The 17869-nt window shown below is 46.7% G+C and carries 11 protein-coding genes and 1 pseudogene; 8 read left to right on the forward strand and 4 right to left on the reverse strand.

Going from position 1 to position 17869, the window contains the following annotated elements; all coding sequences use genetic code 11:
* Positions 1–129 precede the first annotated feature (129 nt).
* A pseudogene (gene tnpC, locus LKD70_RS17265) lies at positions 130–774 on the forward strand (IS66 family transposase); the annotation flags it as partial.
* A gap of 257 nt (positions 775–1031) precedes the next feature.
* Positions 1032–1715 carry a TetR/AcrR family transcriptional regulator gene (locus LKD70_RS17270; RefSeq protein WP_227709114.1) on the forward strand — a complete coding sequence of 228 codons (684 nt, stop codon included), beginning with the start codon at positions 1032–1034 and terminating at the stop codon, positions 1713–1715.
* 105 nt (positions 1716–1820) lie between these two features.
* On the opposite strand, the gene LKD70_RS17275 is transcribed toward LKD70_RS17270, so the two are convergent.
* Positions 1821–2621, reverse strand: a complete 801-nt coding sequence (locus LKD70_RS17275) for an FkbM family methyltransferase (protein WP_227709115.1) — start codon at positions 2619–2621, stop codon at positions 1821–1823.
* Between the two features lie 450 nt (positions 2622–3071).
* Between LKD70_RS17275 and LKD70_RS17280 the strand changes: the two genes are divergently transcribed.
* From LKD70_RS17280 to LKD70_RS17300, 5 genes are all read left to right on the forward strand, one after another.
* Entirely contained in the window at positions 3072–3575 is a 504-nt protein-coding gene (locus LKD70_RS17280; protein ID WP_227709117.1) for a (2Fe-2S)-binding protein, read from the forward strand.
* 3 nt (positions 3576–3578) lie between these two features.
* On the forward strand, positions 3579–5894 hold the full coding sequence (locus tag LKD70_RS17285) for a xanthine dehydrogenase family protein molybdopterin-binding subunit (protein ID WP_227709118.1): 2316 nt from the start codon (positions 3579–3581) through the stop codon (positions 5892–5894).
* A gap of 18 nt (positions 5895–5912) precedes the next feature.
* Positions 5913–8300 carry an FAD-dependent oxidoreductase gene (locus LKD70_RS17290; RefSeq protein ID WP_227709119.1) on the forward strand — a complete coding sequence of 796 codons (2388 nt, stop codon included), beginning with the start codon at positions 5913–5915 and terminating at the stop codon, positions 8298–8300.
* A gap of 103 nt (positions 8301–8403) precedes the next feature.
* Positions 8404–9636: an MFS transporter gene (locus tag LKD70_RS17295; RefSeq protein WP_227709120.1), complete on the forward strand. Its 1233-nt coding sequence runs from the start codon at positions 8404–8406 to the stop codon at positions 9634–9636.
* A 313-nt stretch (positions 9637–9949) separates the two neighbouring features.
* Positions 9950–10378, forward strand: a complete 429-nt coding sequence (locus LKD70_RS17300) for a hypothetical protein (RefSeq protein ID WP_227709121.1) — start codon at positions 9950–9952, stop codon at positions 10376–10378.
* A 48-nt stretch (positions 10379–10426) separates the two neighbouring features.
* On the opposite strand, the gene LKD70_RS17305 is transcribed toward LKD70_RS17300, so the two are convergent.
* Positions 10427–10813, reverse strand: coding sequence for a hypothetical protein (locus tag LKD70_RS17305; protein ID WP_227709122.1), 387 nt, complete (start codon positions 10811–10813; stop codon positions 10427–10429).
* 81 nt (positions 10814–10894) lie between these two features.
* Complete coding sequence (locus LKD70_RS17310; RefSeq protein ID WP_227709123.1) at positions 10895–13381, reverse strand: excinuclease ABC subunit UvrA; 2487 nt, start codon at positions 13379–13381, stop codon at positions 10895–10897.
* Positions 13382–13598: 217 nt separating this feature from the next.
* Here LKD70_RS17310 and LKD70_RS17315 point away from each other — a divergent pair, with 217 nt between their 5' ends.
* Positions 13599–14807 (forward strand): class I SAM-dependent rRNA methyltransferase, encoded by a 1209-nt coding sequence (locus LKD70_RS17315; RefSeq protein ID WP_227709124.1) that lies wholly within the window; start codon positions 13599–13601, stop codon positions 14805–14807.
* Positions 14808–15309: 502 nt separating this feature from the next.
* Here the strand turns inward: LKD70_RS17315 and LKD70_RS17320 are convergent.
* A complete protein-coding gene (locus LKD70_RS17320) occupies positions 15310–17682 on the reverse strand; it encodes an SNF2-related protein (RefSeq protein ID WP_227709125.1) in 2373 nt (790 codons plus the stop codon).
* Positions 17683–17869 lie beyond the last annotated feature (187 nt).

Genomic DNA, 17869 nt, shown 5'->3' on the forward strand with positions numbered 1-17869 from the left:
GTGTGCCATCATCATTATAAGAATGACTTTGATCACCGACCATACCTCTCCGAGATCAGTGATCTGAATCTCCGTGAAAGGTGATCAGATTGACCGTGAAGGATGGTCAATTTATCTGAAATATACAGATACCTGGAAACGGATGGATATCAGGGATACAACAATCTTCCAGGGATCAGACGCTGCTCTTGTTGGGCACATATCCGTCGATACTTTATCGATGCCGTTCCCAAAGGAAAACAGTATGACTACAGCCATCCGGCAGTGCAGGGAGTCCAGTACTGCAGCCGGTTATTCGCCATTGAGGACTCCATTAACAAAAAGTATCCTGGTGATTATGAAAAGCGGAAGCAGCTGCGTCTCGAGAAGGAAAAACCTGTTCTGGAGGCTTTCTGGTCGTGGCTCGATCAGCAGAAGCCAGTCCGGAATACCCGGATGGATAAAGCTGTGAATTATGTTCTCAACCGGCGTGATACAGCAGAGACCTATCTGGAAGACGGACGATGCAGCTTTACTAACAATCTCAGTGAGAATGCGATCCGTCCATTCGCAGTAGGCCGGAAGAACTGGCTGTTCAGCAATTCCGTAGAGGGAGCGAATGCCAGTGCCGTGGTCTACACAATGGTTGAGATGGCAAAAGCACACGATTTGAATATTTACGGATATCTTAAATTTCTGCTAGAGCACCGGCCAGGTAAAGACATGACCGATAAACAGCTGGCAGAGCTGGCACCTTGGAGTGAAAAACTCCAATCTATCAAAAATCGCATGTGAATTATAGTGAATTACTCCAACTCGCAAAGGGCTGGGGTAATTTTAAATTTTACCGCGGTATTATTTGGCGGTTACTTTATACCTAAACATTGACAGGCAGTGTATCCGAAAAAAGTTGAAAAGGCAGGGCGTTATTGTTAAAATAAATATTGAGTTTTCAAGAGGCAAAGCTCATTTAAGGTATGGGACGTCTTATGACAAAAATAACCGGGGATTAGAGAAGAACAATATTTGGATGTGGAGGCGAAAACAAACGGATGAGAGGAGAAAAAAGACAGGCCGGAGAACCTGAAAATAAAGAAAAAATCAAGCAGTCTGCGCTCAGACTGTTCAGCCGATACGGATACGGCTCAACTACTGTGAGGATGATAGCAAAGGATGCCGGCCTTTCCGCAGGACAGATAACGGTGCATTACGGTTCTAAGGAAGAGTTGTATGAACAGATACTGTTGGATATCATTCATGACACGCTTACTGTTTTTGACCCGATCGAAATGGAAATAGAAATGCTGCTGAATGAAAACAGGCTTGACAGAGATACGGCATGGCGGCTTATAGAAAAAATCATTGATTTACAGATTGACTACTGCCTTAATCCTGCCAACCGTTCTAAGATAATGATGATGTACATTATTGTTCCGGAAAGCAAGAAATCCGAGGAAATGAACGCCATACTCCAGAGCACTGTCCAGCACAAGATCGAAATGATGCTTGCTCAGCTTATACAGATCTATTCTCAAAAAAAAGGATACCTGCGTTCCCGAACGATAAGCCGCGCTGTCAATGGCGCTATAGTATCATTCGGAGAACACAGAAATCTTCTTCTTGATGAGGTCTATGTAGGCAAACATTCACCGAATTCTATTGAATGGATGAAAGGACACCTGAAAGACTTTGTCTTCAACAGCATAAAAGCTGCAGACGCTATAGATGATTTTTGATATTTTGAAGCACTGTAATTCTTCATGAAAATATCAGATTCGGATCGAGAAAAGGGCAGTTTTGAGCAAGACTGAACTGCTCTGAATGTAAATCGTTCCAAACTCTTATCTTACAGCCGGGATCGCGTAAAGCACGCTCTCAGACGTGCCTGTTGAATAATGCCTCATGTACAGCGAATAATCAGGGACTATCCTCTTTAAATATGCAGGTATGTCCAACAGTTCATAAAGATTATGATAGCAGCTCACCGCTATCACCGGTCTGTTTTTTATGATAGTGTTCTCGGCACCCTTCAACGCGTTGTACTCAGAGCCTTCTGTATGAACCTTTATAAATGTCGTATCTGCACACTCGGGGATATCGTCAATTTTTTTGACAGGTATATTCTCTTCGCTTTTTACTACTATTCTCGAATTTCCCAGTTCTGCTGAACGCTCAAAAGGCACAGTCCCATTATGATCGCTGATGCCGCAGTCGAAAAACAATACATTTCTCCTTTTTCCCTTTGAAAAAAACAGCATATTGTCGCGGCAGACTTCCGCGCATACCGGATCTGGGTCGAACGCCACTATTTTCTTAAATGAATCTTGAGTATTATATGCGAATTCCAACGAAGTACTCATATCCATGGCTCCGCAGTCAAGGAATACCTCATTTTTTCCAAGAGAAACAAGTTCGGGATCGAAAAACATATAGTCGCGATCGACCCTGAAGCTTGCCAGAGGTCTGAGCTGATTGAGATCGCTCTGACAGGCGGAAAATGTATTGATCAGCTTCTCGGAATGTATGTGTTGGGGAAACTCCTGAAAAAGAGACCTCAGCATTTTCGCTATATGGACATAATCTCCTGTAATGTTGTAATTTACCTGTGCAGAATATATCACCTGCGAAAGCCTGTCACTCATAAGTGATAAACAGCTTCTCGCTCTGTCTTGAATATTACCCATATCTGTCGCCATACCTTTCAGCTTTTATAAAGACATTTTAATATTGGTATCTAGGAGTTTTAACATTAATATCATAATATTACAATATCTCATTTCAAGATTCAAGAGATGTTACATATTTTAATTAATACAAATGTATTTTTTGTTTCGCTTGACAATAATATCACAATATGTATAGAATGTACTTGAAAACCAATAATATTATATGGATTTTAACGATAAAAAGTACATATTCTGGCATTGCGCCGATTCGTGAAAGCAATGCATATGATTTAAAAATACATTTGTATTTTTTAGTTCGATGTTATGTTTTTGGCTGGATCTAACGCCGGTTTCCATGTGCTTTTTGACAAAATTCATATAATTTATATGGCCATGGCAATATAATACATGAAAGGAGCAGAAAACATGGAGATCAAACCTATTACCCTGACCGTTAACGGAAAGAAGTATACGTTTATGACCGGTGACGGCTCGATCGAAGGTGTTATACCGAATTCAGAAGTGCTTGTTAAAACACTGCGTGAACGGTTAAACCTGACAGGAGCAAAGGACGCTTGTGAAGAAGGCGCATGCGGCTGCTGCACAGTCATAATGAACGGTGATCCCGTAACATCATGCATGATTCTCACAGTCGACTGCGACGGAGCAGACATCACTACAATAGAGGGCCTCGAAAACCCCAAGACCGGTGAACTCGATCCGCTGCAGCAGGCGTTCATTGACAAGTACGCATTCCAGTGCGGATACTGCACGCCAGGGATCATTATGACGTCAAGAGCTCTGCTGAACAAGAATCCGCACCCGACAAGAGAAGAGATCGGTGAGGCACTGTCTGGCAATTTCTGCCGCTGCATAAGTCATTATCATGTATTTGAAGCGGTAGAGCAGGTAGCAAATGAAGGGAGGTAAATTATGGAAAAAACAGATCTTGTCGATAAGAAAGAGTACCGCCATATAGGCAAATATGTTCCAAGACAGGACGCCCGCAATATAGTAACCGGCAAGTGCGTTTTCATGGAAGATGCCAAAGATGCGCGTTTTGACAATCTTCTTTATTGCCGTGTACTGGGCAGCCCTTATGCGCACGCAAGAATCAAAAGCATTGATACCAGAGAGGCTGAGAAGATCCCCGGCGTAGAGCTTGTTCTTACATACAAGAATCTTCCCGACTGGGCGAAAGAGTATATGAATGGACAGCCCGCCATCAAGCCGATTGTTGACACACGTCTTGTCAGCGTGGGCGATGCGGTTGCCATTGTCTGTGCTGAGACCGAAGACCTCTGCCGGCAGGCAATCAGGCTTATAAAGGTTGAATATGAACAGCTTCCAGCAGTGTTTGATCCCATGAAGGCCATGGAGCCTGACGCGCCTGTTATTTACGAAGAGTTCGGCTGCAATAAGTGGCCTAAATTCCTGGATTTCGGCGACGAAAAGATGCTCGGAAGTGTTGAGCGCGGCGATGTTGAAAAGGAATTCGCAGAAGCTGACGCAATCGGCGGTGGCGTCTGTGGGTTTGAAACCCGCACTGTTCCCCTTGCTCCTGAACCGCCTTCAGCGATCATGACATGGGACGAAAGAACACGTACATACGAAATGTGGGCCGCTGCGCAGAACTGCCATCAGCTCCAGATGTGCCCGGACGTAGGTGGGCGTATGCCGCACGACCTCGTTATACATGGCCATACTTTCAATACTGGAGGATCCTATGGCCAGAAACAGGAATATACGCTTCATACCCTTATCCTCGGCGTATGCTCACGTATGACGCACCGCCCCGTTAAATACATCTACAACAAAGAAGATCAGTTCCTCCTCTTTGAATATCGTATAGGATCCAGAATGGATATCGAGTTCGCTATGAAGGACGGCATCGTTACAGCTGTAAAAGGCAACTGGTACGCGGACTCGGGAACGATTGACGATGCGGGATACTGTATCACCGCCGTAGGTCTTGGCGAAATGCAGCTTGCACTTTCCCATTGCAAGGCGTGGGATGTGGATACGATTATGGCTATCACAAACCGTTCGTATTCCGGTACTGTCCGCGGATTCGGCGGCCAGGAGCTTAAGTCCGCGATGATGCCTCTCGTTTGCGATGCTGTAAGGAAAGCGGATATAGATCCTGTAGAATTCTTCATAAACAACTTCGTACACGACGGTGTACCGTACATGTGGCGTGACTGCAAGTGGTATACATGTCATGAAGTAGATTATCGTAAGATGATCAAAGATACAGCTGATAAATTCGGATGGTCGGAGAAGTGGAAAGGCTGGATGAAACCTACCGCTGTGAACGGACCAAAGAGGATCGGTGTAGGCGTGTCAATCCACGGCAACGGCGATGTCGGAGAGGACAGCTCGGAGGCTCTGGTTCAGCTCCGTCAGAAGGGTGACGCTATCATTATGGTCGACTGTACCGAGTTCGGCCAGGGCCAGAGAATGGCTATTGTAAAGATGGTGGCTGAAGTCCTGAACATCAGCTGCGATAAGGTTCACGTTACACCGTCCAGCTCTTGGGACAATCCAGAAGATTTTGGTCTGTGCGGTTCACGAGGAACACTTACAATGGGGTCTGCCGTTACAAGAGCTGCTGAAGACGCTCTCCGTCAGCTGAAAGAGATCGCGGCCGAAAAGCTCCGCATTTCACCGGAGCAGGTACGCACAGAAGACGGATTCCTCTTCCCGTACAACAAACCGCATAAAAAGATCTCCTGGGAAGAGTGCATTCCTTACACAACCGATATCATCGGCAAGGGACAGTGGAGAGCTAACTATGCGGCTCCAAACTGCGTTATCAACTTTGTTGAGCTGGAAGTTGATGTTGAAACAGGCGTTGCAAAAATCCTTCGTCTTGTTTCCGGTACTGATGCAGGGCAGATCATCGACCCGAAAGCGCTCGAAATGCAGATGCAGGGCGGAATAGGCGCAGCTGCTATCGATACAGGTCTCTTTGAGGAAAACATCCTTGACGAGTACACGGGCCGCTTTGTAACAGGCAATCTGATTGATTACAAATGGAGAACATTTAACGATTTCCCGCCAATGGATCTTGTAATTGAAGAAAGCCAGCCTAACATTTCAAGGTTCAGGGCTGTCGGAGTTGGCGAGATCGCAGGCGCAGCAGGTGCAGCAGCAATCCAGATGGCAGTGCAGAACGCGATCGGTGTGGAATACATGACATATCCGGCGTCTCCGCAGAACATCTTGAAGGCTCTGGGAAAAGCTTGATGGAGGAGAAATTGAAGTATGGAAAATTTTGAACATATAAATGCAAAATCCTTTGAAGAAGCCGGAAAGGCTGTTGAAGGAAATAAGAATTTTTCTAAGGTCGTAATGGCAGGCGGAACCGACCTGATGACCGTAATGCGCACCCGTATCCTCAATGAGATGCCTGAAACGGTTGTCAATCTTAAAACGATTGAGGACGGCGCCTATATCAGAGACGAAGGCGACCAGATCGCCATCGGAGCTATCACAAAATTAAAGGATGTTGTTTCCTCAGAAGAACTTTCAAAATCATGTGTGGCGCTGAATGAGGCTGCACACACAGTAGCCTCTCCTCTTATCCGGAATATTGGAACAATCGGAGGAAATATCTGCCAGGATGTACGCTGCTGGTATTACAGATATCCGGAAGACGGCGGCGGAATTTTAAACTGTGCACGCAAAGGCGGTTCAGAGTGCTACGCCATTCGAGGCGACAACAGATATCATTCAATCTACGGCGGAATGAAAACAAAGGTTACCGGCTGTTCGCTCAGCTGCCCGGTGGGAACAGATATCGGCAGCTATATGGAACTGCTCCGCAACCATGATATGCAGGGTGCATGCGATATTCTGATCGGGTATAATCCGCTTGGCGCAATCACAGGACGTATCTGCGCTCACTTCTGCCAGGATGACTGCAACCGCGGACATCTCGCGGCCACTGAGGCTCCGGGAGAGGGAGACGACAGTGTGGGAATCCATACAGTTGAGCGCTGCATGGGCGATTATATGTTTGCTCACCCGGAGCGATATTATACAGCCCCGGAAAAAGAAACAGGGAAGAAAGTTGTCCTCGTAGGCTCAGGTCCTGCGGGACTTACGGCCGCATATTATCTGCGCAAGGCAGGGCACGACGTAACGATTCTCGATTCACAGGAAAAGCCCGGCGGAATGCTCAGATACGCAATTCCCAATTACAGGCTTCCTCTTAAATATGTGGATCGGATCGAAGAACTCTGGAAGGGCATGGGCGTGAAATTCCAGTGCGGCGTAACCGTAGGAAAAGACGTTGAAGCTGCTGATCTTGAGAAACAGTACGATAAAGTATTCTACGCTACAGGCGCATGGAGCAGACCGGTACTCGGCTTCGACGGCGAGGAATTTACAGAGTTTGGCCTTTCCTTCCTCGTCGAAGTAAATCAGTGGATGCAGAAAAAAGAGCGTAAACACGTTCTCGTAATCGGCGGAGGAAATGTTGCCATGGATGTTGCCGTTACAGCAAAACGTCTTGGCGCCGAAACCGTAACTCTCGCCTGTCTTGAGGCAAGAGATGAAATGCCTTCCAGCGAGGAGGAGATTCACCGCGCTCTTGAAGAGGGCATAAAAATCATGAACAGCTACGGCGTATCGAAAGCTCTTTATGCCGACGGAAAGATCACCGGAATGGAACTGAAGCGCTGTGTTTCTGTTTATGATGAAGATCATCATTTTTCACCGGAATATGACGACACCGAACTTCTCAGCATTGATGCTGATTCCGTACTTATGGCGGCGGGGCAGAGAGTTGACCTCTCATTCCTGAAAGAAGAGTACGACCTTGCTGTTGAACGCGGCCGCATTAAGACTGACGAGGTGACACGCCGTACAAACCGGAAAGACGTTTATGCCGGCGGAGATGCTGTTTCAGGACCTTCTACAGTAGCTTCCGCTATCCGTCAGGGCCGTGAAGCCGCCAAGGATATCAATAAAACATATGGCATCGACTGCCCTGTATACTATGAGAAGAAAGGCTTTACAAAATTTGATCCCGACTGCCTCAGCATCAAGCATTCTGTTAAGGATATCGAAACTCCTGTTTCGGAACGCAGAATCGACAAAGAAGATTCCGATACCGTACCTGAGGAAGCAATCTTTGAGGAAGCAAAGCGCTGCATGAACTGTGCATGTTATTCCGTAAACGCTTCTGATATCTCTCCCGTCCTTCTTATGGACGATGCAGAGATCGTCACTACGAAAAAAACGATAAACGCAAAGGATTTCTTTACAACCGAACTTGATACGAAAGATATGCTCGAACCAGGCGAGCTCGTAAAGGAAATCCGCGTAAACAAACTTGACGGATACACAACTCATTATGAGAAGCTCAGAATCCGTCCGTCTATTGACTTTGCTATCATCAGTCTTACAACTGCCGTAAAAAAAGCCGCGGACAAGGTTGACGATATCAGACTCGTTCTCGGAGGGGTTGCCCCGGTACCGATTCGCCTGTATCAGGTGGAGGATTATCTGAAAGGGAAGACTATGACAGCAGATCTGATTGATCAGGCTGTAGATATGGCTGTAGCCGACTGCTTTGTTCTGAGAAAGAATGCTTATAAAGTAACTCAGGTAAAGACATATCTGAAACGTTTCCTTGAATCTATATGATTCAATAACACAAACCATATCCGCTTGTTCGGATATGGTTTGTTCTAAAGGAAGTTTGTGAAAAAAATAACATTAAATATGTGTTCAGTTAGGGGGTTTTGCTATGAATAAAACAAGCAAAGCATATGGCTATACCATGCTGATAATTCTGATGTTGGGTACGGCAGTACTTTACTATTCGAATCTGATTTTTACCGTACGGCTTGATACTCTGGAAGTCTTTAATATGAGCACTGTACAGCTGGCAGCTATTTCCACGATCGGCGGAATACCCGGAGCTGTGCTCAGTATAATAGTGGGAAACATCCTGGACCGGAAAAGCATCAAATGGTTTGTATCTGTTTCACTTGTGCTGACTGTTGCCTGTATGATAATAAGAGTATTCTTAACATCATATACAGGCCTTCTTGTGACGACAGTTCTTATAGGCGCATTTCTTCTTCCTATTATAATAGTAGGACCTAAAATGCTCGGAAATCTGTTTGAACCTGAAGATATTCCTTTTGCAGCAGGGTGCTTCGGCGCTGCAGGCGGTATCGGAACTACACTTGCATTCGCGACAGGGCCCGTATATCCTTCGGTACAGGCTGCACTCGGCGGAGTCGCTGTAGTCGGCGCTATCGTTCTTGTAGCGTGGACGATCATGTGCAAGCCGGATAATCAGACAAAGAGAGGACCGGCTCCGGAAATTCCGAAAGGCGCTTTTGTGAAAGTCCTTAAAAGCTCTAACATGTGGAAAACCATGATATGTGGAGGATGTGCGGTCGGTACCTCTCTCATCATAAACACAAGCCTTACTCAGGGCTTCGCTGAGCGCGGTTATGATGCCAGCGGACTCGGAACAATCCTCAACGTATGTCTGATCATAGGTGGTATTGTTTCGGGAATGGTTCTTGGCAAGATAGGTACATTCAATATTCCCTATCTTTTTATGTGCGTTGTCGGCGGCGGTCTTTATCTTGCAGGCTGGCTCGTTGAACCTGCCGGAAGCATATTAAGCATATTGCTCTTTGCTCTTGCGGGACTTATAGCCTCCGCAACTGTCGGCGTAAACTTTACAAGAATACCTCTGCTGCATCTGACAAAACAGTTTGGCGAGGAAATGACAGGTGCCGCGTCAGGAATGCTCCAGACCGCTCTTGGGATTTTCCAGTTTGTAGTTCCCACCGCAGTCGCAGCCGTTGCTGTCATGCCCGACGGAAGCACAAACTACACTCTTAAGTTCATACTCGGGTTTGTTTTCCTTGTAATTGCCGGAGTTATAGGGCTGTCTATCCCCGAACTCGGTATTAAAGGTAAACTTGCTCAGGAAGCAGCCGGTAAATCTCAAAAATAGGCAGAAATAATCTAATATAGAATGATATCACGAGGGGTGCTCAGGTTGCACCCCTTGTTTTAAAAGCTAAGCCGTTGGAACTGAAAGTTACAGCGGTTTGGAAGAAGAGAGCGGGATTATTTATGATTGTGTTAAGATGCTGTATGTACTTTTACGCTGAAATATGATATAAAGAAAGCGTATGAAAAACACGAAGAACTCCTGAAAAAGGGACGATCACATGGGATGTACAGCGTGATCTATGGAACAGAAGACTGCATGCAGGTATGGTATCGGACAGCGGACAGGGGTTCCCGGAAGGAGTGAAGATAAAATGGCGACAGATGCAGAAAAAATGATTCGTCTGATTCAGGACAGAACAGGATGGGGAGTCCCGGAGAATGCTCCGGGTGTGTGTACAATACAGGACGAGGATGGCTCTCCCATGATCCGCTTGGGATTTGACGCACACAGAGATTACATTACGGTGATGGGGTATGAGGCGGCGCCTCAGGTGAGCGCGGATATCTGCGCCGCACTGGCTGCGCTGTGTACGATTGCTGTGAACAAGCCGGTTATGGCAGCGTACAATCTGAAATCAGAGGATCTGGCAGCGGAATTAAGCGACGACGGCCATATGGATGCGGCTAATCAGGTGGCCGTGGAACTTGCGATGGCGGCGCTTAAAGAGGCTGTGAAAGTCTACGCAAAAGTGTATACAGATAAAAAGGCGGAAGGGGAAGAATGGCACGGAAATGCATGAGACATTCATCCGGATCTGCGTTTTGAAGAGAAACGACGGCAGATAGGCTTAGTCCCATCTGCCGTCGTTCATTCTTGACGCTTTGTCTTCCGCATAGTACAGGTTCCAGACGACCATATACATATTCAGTACACGGTCATCTTTGCAGAGAATTCGGATTTCCTTAGGATAAGGATGACTGTCCTGAAATTCTCTCATGGCTTTATACTGGATGGATATCGCCTGAAACATAAGGGAATTCTGTTCCGCATAGGGAATTGCTGGGAAAAGGAGGACGTTAACCTGTTCTTTGTAGGCATTTTTCAGAGCATCTGTGCAGATCTCTCTAAGCATCTGCATATGCTCCGGACTGGGAAGTTCGGAGACTTCTGCGGATTCGGCAAAAACACCGTTTTTCCCTTCAGGAGAACTTTTTACTGCTTTGATAGTTGGCATGAATACGCTGTCCTTTCTTTTAGTATTCTATCAGTATAGCACGAAATACTTTTTCTCTCAAGATACGAAGTTGTCTGCAGGTCAGAGATGACAGCCTGTGATGCTTTCCGGACTGGTTTTTATCTGCTCCGGCGTTCCGCTGGCGACGATCCTGCCGCCTGCCTCACCGCCGCCCGGGCCCATATCGATGACATAGTCCGCATTCTGTATGACATCAAGGTCGTGTTCGATTACGATGACGGTAGCGCCATTGTCGATCAGAGTCTGGAAGACGCCGATGAGTGTCTGCACGTCCAGCGGATGCAGGCCGATGGTGGGCTCGTCAAAGATGAAAACAGAATCCGACTGTGCCTTTCCCATTTCACTTGCCAGCTTCAGACGCTGTGCTTCGCCGCCTGAGAGACCGGGAGTCTCTTCTCCGAGAGTCAGGTAACCAAGGCCGAGGTCTTCGAGAACCTGCAGCTTCTGACGGACTGATTTCAGCGATCCGCATACTTTCAGGGCAGAGCTGACACTCATGGCCATCAGATCGGGAAGCGTCCATTTATGCGCGTCTTTGTCCCTTTTGTCTGTGTAACAGATCTTCCGTGCGTCGTTTGCATATCTCGAGCCGCGGCACTGCGGGCAGGTGATTCTGACATCGGGCAGGAACTGGACGTCGAGGGTGATAATTCCGGTTCCGTCGCAGGCCGGACAGCGGAGGCGTCCTGTATTGTACGAAAAATCTCCCGCCTTATAACCGAGAGCTTTCGCATCGGCTGTCCGCGCAAATGTTTTGCGGAGATCGTCGTGGATACCGGCGTACGTGGCGACGGTAGAGCGAACGTTGATGCCGATCGGGGTGGCGTCGATGAGCTTGACCTGCCCGATACCCTCTGCGATTACGGAAAGTACGTGTTCCGGAAGGGCTGTGCCCCGGATTCTGGCCTGCAGTGCGGGGATCAGACTTTCCAGTATCAGCGTCGTTTTTCCAGAGCCGGACACACCGGTGACTGCGGTCAGCCGTCCCTTTGGAATATCGGTTTCCAGAGGCTTTACCGTATGAATCGGGCCGGTGGACAGCTGGATATGTCCAAGGGAATACATCTCTTCTGCCGAAGCGCGGGGGCGCTGAGCGGCCCGCGGTGTTCCGGACAGAAACGGACCGATTTTTGAATTCGGATTACGGGAAATCTCTTCTGCTGTCCCTTCTGCGATCACAGATCCACCTTCAGCTCCCGCTCCGGGGCCCATCTCGATGATCCAGTCGGACTCTGCCAGGATCTGTGTGTCGTGATCGACGAGCACAATGGAGTTGCCGTCCGCGATCAGGTCATGCATTACCCCGGTCAGCCCCGTGATGTTGGACGGATGGAGACCGATAGACGGTTCGTCCAGTACATAGAGTACTCCGGTTGTGCGGTTTCTCACTGCCCGTGCAAGCTGCATACGCTGTCTTTCGCCGGTAGAAAGCGTGGAGGAGGAGCGGTCCAGTGTGAGATAGCCGAGTCCCAGATCCAGGAGCCTTTTCGCCGCGGTGCGGAAGGATTCGCAGATGCTTTCCGCCATGGGACGCATTTCCTCCGGGAGGGAGGAAGGAATACCGCCAACCCATACGGACAGATCAGACAGCGTCATGCGGCAGGCTTCATCCAGGGAGAGCCCGCACAGCTTCGGTGCTCTTGCGGCTTCGGAAAGACGGGAGCCGCCGCAGTCCGGACAGGTTTCTTCTTTTAGAAATTTCTCCACACGTTTCATCCCTTTCTCATCCTTGACTTTTGAGAGAGCGTTTTCTACCGTGTATACGGCATTATAATATGTAAAATCAAGTTCGCCGGCCTGGTTAGTCTTTTTGGAGTGATAGAGAATATGCTTTTTCTCGGCAGGACCGTTGTAGACGATGTCTCTCTCTTTTTCTGTCAGATCCCGGAAAGGAATATCGGTCCGGACACCCATTTCACGGCATACGTCAACCATGAGTGACCACATGAGAGAGTTCCACGGAGCAACGGCGCCTTCTTCAATCGTGAGGGACGTATCCGGTACCAGAGTGGAGCGGTCTACCGACCGGACAGTTCCTGTCCCGTCACATGTACGGCAGGCCCCCTGGCTGTTGAATGCGAGCTCTTCAGCAGAAGGGGCATAGAACCGGGCTCCGCATTCCGGACAGATGAGTTCCTGTCCTGCGGCTACGGCAAGGGACGGTGCCGCATAGTGGCCGTTGGGGCATCTGTGGCTGGCGAGCCTTGAGAACATCAGACGAATGCTGTTCAGAAGTTCGGTCCCGGTGCCGAAGGTGCTTCGTATGCCGGGGATGCCGGGGCGCTGATGCAGTGCAAGTGCGGCGGGAACGTAGAGAATTTCATCCACATCTGCCTTTGCAGCCTGGGTCATGCGCCGGCGGGTATAGGTGGAGAGGGCATCCAGATACCGTCTGGAACCTTCAGCATAAAGAACGCCCAGGGCAAGAGAAGATTTGCCGGAACCGGATACGCCGGAGATGCCGACTATCCTGCCCAGGGGGACATCCACATCTATATTTTTCAGGTTATGAACGCGTGCACCGCGAATTTTGATTCTGTCTGCCATTTTGATACCGCCTCTTTTTTGTTGTTGCTTTTTTCAGTATAAATCTGTCCGGCGTTATTTACAAGAACGGAAGTTGTGATATGATAGTAACATCGGTGCGCCGCAGGATAAAGATGGCGGCGCAGAAAAACAGCCGGATGACAGAAAAATGAAAGGCGGGCCGGTGAAAACCGGAGGATAGAAGAAAAATACCTGGAACAGGAAAGGGAAGGAAAATATGGGAAACGCGATTGTGACACTGAAAAAGGGAGAAGGACGCACACTTAAGCAGGGCGGGCTCTGGATCTATGATAATGAAGTGGAGAGTATCGCCGGAAGTTTTGAGGACGGAGAGATTGTGATTGTCCGGGATTTTGACGGATACCCGCTCGGGCGCGGGTTTATAAACCGAAATTCAAAGATTATTGTGCGCATGATGACGCGCAGCCGCGATCAGGAAATTGATGAGCCATTTATCCGGATGCGGGTGAAAAACGCGTGGGAGTACAGAAAAAAGGTCATGGACGACATCTCGAGCTGCCGCGTCATTTTCGGGGAGGCGGACTTCCTTCCGGGAATCGTTGTGGACAAATTTTCCGATGTCCTTGTGGTGGAATCACTGGCGCTTGGAATCGACAGGATGAAAACGGTGATTGTCCGTATTTTGAGAGAACTGATGGAACAGGACGGCATCCATATCCGGGGCGTCTATGAGAGAAGCGATGCCAAGGTGCGGGAACAGGAAGGAATGGAACGGTTTAAGGGATTTATCGGTGAGCCTTTTGATACCAGAGTTGAGATCACAGAAAACGGGGTGCGCTATTTTGTGGATGTAAAAGACGGACAGAAAACCGGTTTCTTCCTTGATCAGAAATATAACAGACGGGCCGCGGCAAAGCTTTGTGAAGACGCCCGCGTACTGGACTGCTTTACCCATACCGGTTCCTTCGCTCTTAATGCGGCGCTGGCAGGTGCGTCGCATGTGACCGGCGTGGATGCATCTGAACTGGGGGTTGCCCAGGCAAGAGAGAACGCGGCACTGAACGGTCTTGGGAAAGACAGGGTGGAATTCCTTTGCGCGGATGTGTTTGACCTGCTTCCAAAGCTGGAAAAACAGGGGGAAAAGTATGATGTCGTGATCCTTGACCCGCCTGCGTTTACCAAGTCGAGAAGTTCTGTGAAAAAAGCGGTAAAAGGGTACCGGGAGATTAATTTAAGAGGGATGAAGCTTGTAAAAGACGGAGGATACCTTGCAACCTGTTCCTGCTCCCATTTCATGGATCCGGAGCTTTTCGCGCGGACCATTGCCCAGGCGGCAGGAAACGTGCACAAACGGCTCAGACAGGTGGAGTTCAGAACGCAGGCGCCGGATCACCCGATTCTGTGGGGCGCGGGAGATTCCTATTATCTGAAGTTTTATATCTTCCAGGTGTGCGAGGAGAAGTAGGGGACGGGAGTGCCCGGAAAGCCTTGATATGCAAGGGATAGGAGCGACAGGGGATGATCGGGAAAGTATCATAACTTATCGCAAAGTGGTGTAGTTTTTTAGAAAAATGGTGTAGTAAATGGTGTAGTGCCAGGATACAAAAATAAAAATGGTGTAGTACATGGACAGGAACCTGAAACCATATAATCGAATTACTTTTACAAAGAACAGAAGAGTATAAGTTAAAGAATAGAAAACCCTGACGGTTAATAGTAAAACTGTCAGGGCTTTTTTGAGGTTCAAAGGAGACAGGTGATAAAAATATTGTCTCAATGAATTTAGGGCCCAGTTGGATGATCTGATCAGCTGTTTGGATCATTGCGGGGATTTCAATCACAAGCCGGATATATGCAGGTATGGGGAAGCGGAATCCCCATCAAGAGCAAGGTCACGGAGAATGTAAAAGACAGAAATTCTGCTTTTGTATTACGGGGTGGATCTTGCTCTTTGGAGATATTGCTCCTTATGTATGCCAGGATGATTTCTTCTTTGGTATCTGCTTCTGCAATTCATCCACTTCATTTTGTAATAACTGGATCTGATCGGGATATGGATTTTTTCTTACTTTTATTTCATCCAGTTCTTTAAGAGAAGATTCCAGTGTGTCCAGTTGTTTTTGAGTTTCTTCTATCTGTCTGGAGAAATGAATAAAAAAATTATATAGGCGGCGCACATTTCCCGAAGAGGACATTGACACATTTACGGAGTATGGGGTGTTAAGTCGGTTAAGAATAATATACGGTTTTTTTACATTTTGCCTCTCGGGAAGAGTGATTTTGAATTCCATCACTTCCAAATCTTCTGGAAAAGGAATTTCACCTAAAATAGTATTTTTATCTAAAGAGGATTTTATGGAATCTGCGGAATGTTTATAATCCTCTTTTCCAAATTTTTTCAAATGATCGGCATTTGCAATGGTGCATTCAAGTCGTTGTTTTAATACAGACAGCTGTTTCTTTTTATTTTCTGCTGATTTAACAGAAGCAGAAAGATTCGAATTGAAAGATGATGACAGGATTCGCAAACGATGGAGTTCATTTTGCTTTTCTGCAAGTTCTTTCATCAGAGGCTCTGAAATTGCAAGTGCTTTTACCTGCGCATAAGTCAGTACATTATCTTCCAGATCAGATGTTGAACGCTGATAAGCAGAGCCGCTTAGGAATTGTGAAATAAATCGTTGCTTTGTTTCGAGCAGCTGCCAGGAATATGAATCAAAACTACCTTCCGTGATATATCGAAAGATGTGAATTTCATTATTGTGATTTCCTTTTCGGATAATTCGGCCTTCTCTTTGAACCATATCGGCAGGTCTCCAGGGAACATCCAGATGATGGATGGCTTTAAGCAGTGTCTGCACATTGGCTCCGATCCCTAACTTAAAAGTAGATCCAATCAGGATGCGGATGTTGCCTGTATTTACCTTTTCATATAATGATAATCGGGATGCTTCGGCTTGATAGCTGTGGATAAAAGCGATATCTTCTTGAGGTATGCCCTGCTCCACTAAGTGTTCTTTCAGTTCAGAATAAACATTAAATCTGTCCTTTTTGGGAGTGGAGTAGTCACAAAAAATAATCTGTGAACAATGGGGATATTTCCGATACAGGTATAAAACATTTTCTGCACATCGCCTGATCTTGCATGTTTCATCCTGGGGCTGTGTGCGATTGACCAGACGAAGATCCAAGGCTGCTTTCCTGCCGTCTGTACTTACTTTGAGCATATTATCTTTTGATCTGTCAATTATCCTGGCACGGATCAACTCTGTGCGGTTGCAGAGATTTTCCATATATTTGCTGAGCTCAGGACTTTCCTTTAATATAATGTTATGATGATTCCTTATTTCTGGAAGTCCTGTTTCCTCCTGAACAGAATAAAATGAGGTAACAGATGCAAACATCTGTGACAATTCAGGCAGATTAAAGAATTTTGCCAATCGATGTACGTAGCGATATTTTGAAGTGTCTACATCAATCTCGCACACATATTCTGGTTTTGCGAAGGATTTGATCCAGTTGTCGAAGCGGTCCAGATGTGTCTCTTTCATAATATCAGGCTGCAGATACATTTGCATTGCATAAGCATCAGAAATCGAATTGCTTAAAGGAGTCCCGGTAGCAAGCACGGCTCCTCTTCCGTTATTTTGTTCCTGTATACAGCGGATGACATGTTGCATGTGCAGACATTTCAGAGAACCTTTTAGATTGACTCCGGCTATATTTTTAAGGTTTGAACGAATGGGAATATTTTTAAAATTATGGGCTTCATCCACAAATATTGTATTGATTTCAAGTTTATCAAAAGTTATCTCATCTGTAGCAGTATGGAATAAAGATGAGAGTTGTCCTGTTAACTTTCTGATATAATTTTCCTCTCTGTTTAAAGCAGCCCCTATACCAGGCTCAGATCGGATGGTTTTAATTACATCCTGGATCTGTTTCAGGTCTGAATCCATTTGTTTTAAAAGACACTCCTGAGATAAAGGAATCAGTTCAAAACAGCTATATGCCATAATAATCCCATCAAAGTCACCACACTGTATCTGTCTTAGAATTTTCTGACGGAGTTCCGGTTTAAAAGATTTTGGTGCAACGGTAAGTATTTTTGAGGAAGGAAACAGGGTGAAAAACATTTGTTCCCATTGTCCGACAATGTTATTTGGAACAACAAAGAGGTTTTTCCGGGATATTCCTTCTTGCCTTAATTTCATAGCTGCTGCGATCATGATGTATGTTTTCCCGGCGCCGACATCATAGGCAAGCAAGGTATTCTTCTCATGAATGATACGTTGGACAGCGTTTTTTTGATAAGGATAAAGAGAAATGGAATCTGACATTTGGGGAAAAATAAGCTTCCTTCCATCATAATGTCTGGGATGAAAATTATGAAATAACTGATCCTGAATTATTCACGGCAATGTAATCACTCATGAATGAATCGAAGAAATTGCCGCAGTAGTTACAATAACCACATTTGCTCTTTCTGCCTATCGGTAAAGACTTAAAAAAGGGCAGACTTCACCT

The sequence above is a fragment of the Ruminococcus turbiniformis genome (genome assembly GCF_020687545.1).
Lineage (GTDB): Bacteria > Bacillota > Clostridia > Lachnospirales > Lachnospiraceae > Mediterraneibacter > Mediterraneibacter turbiniformis.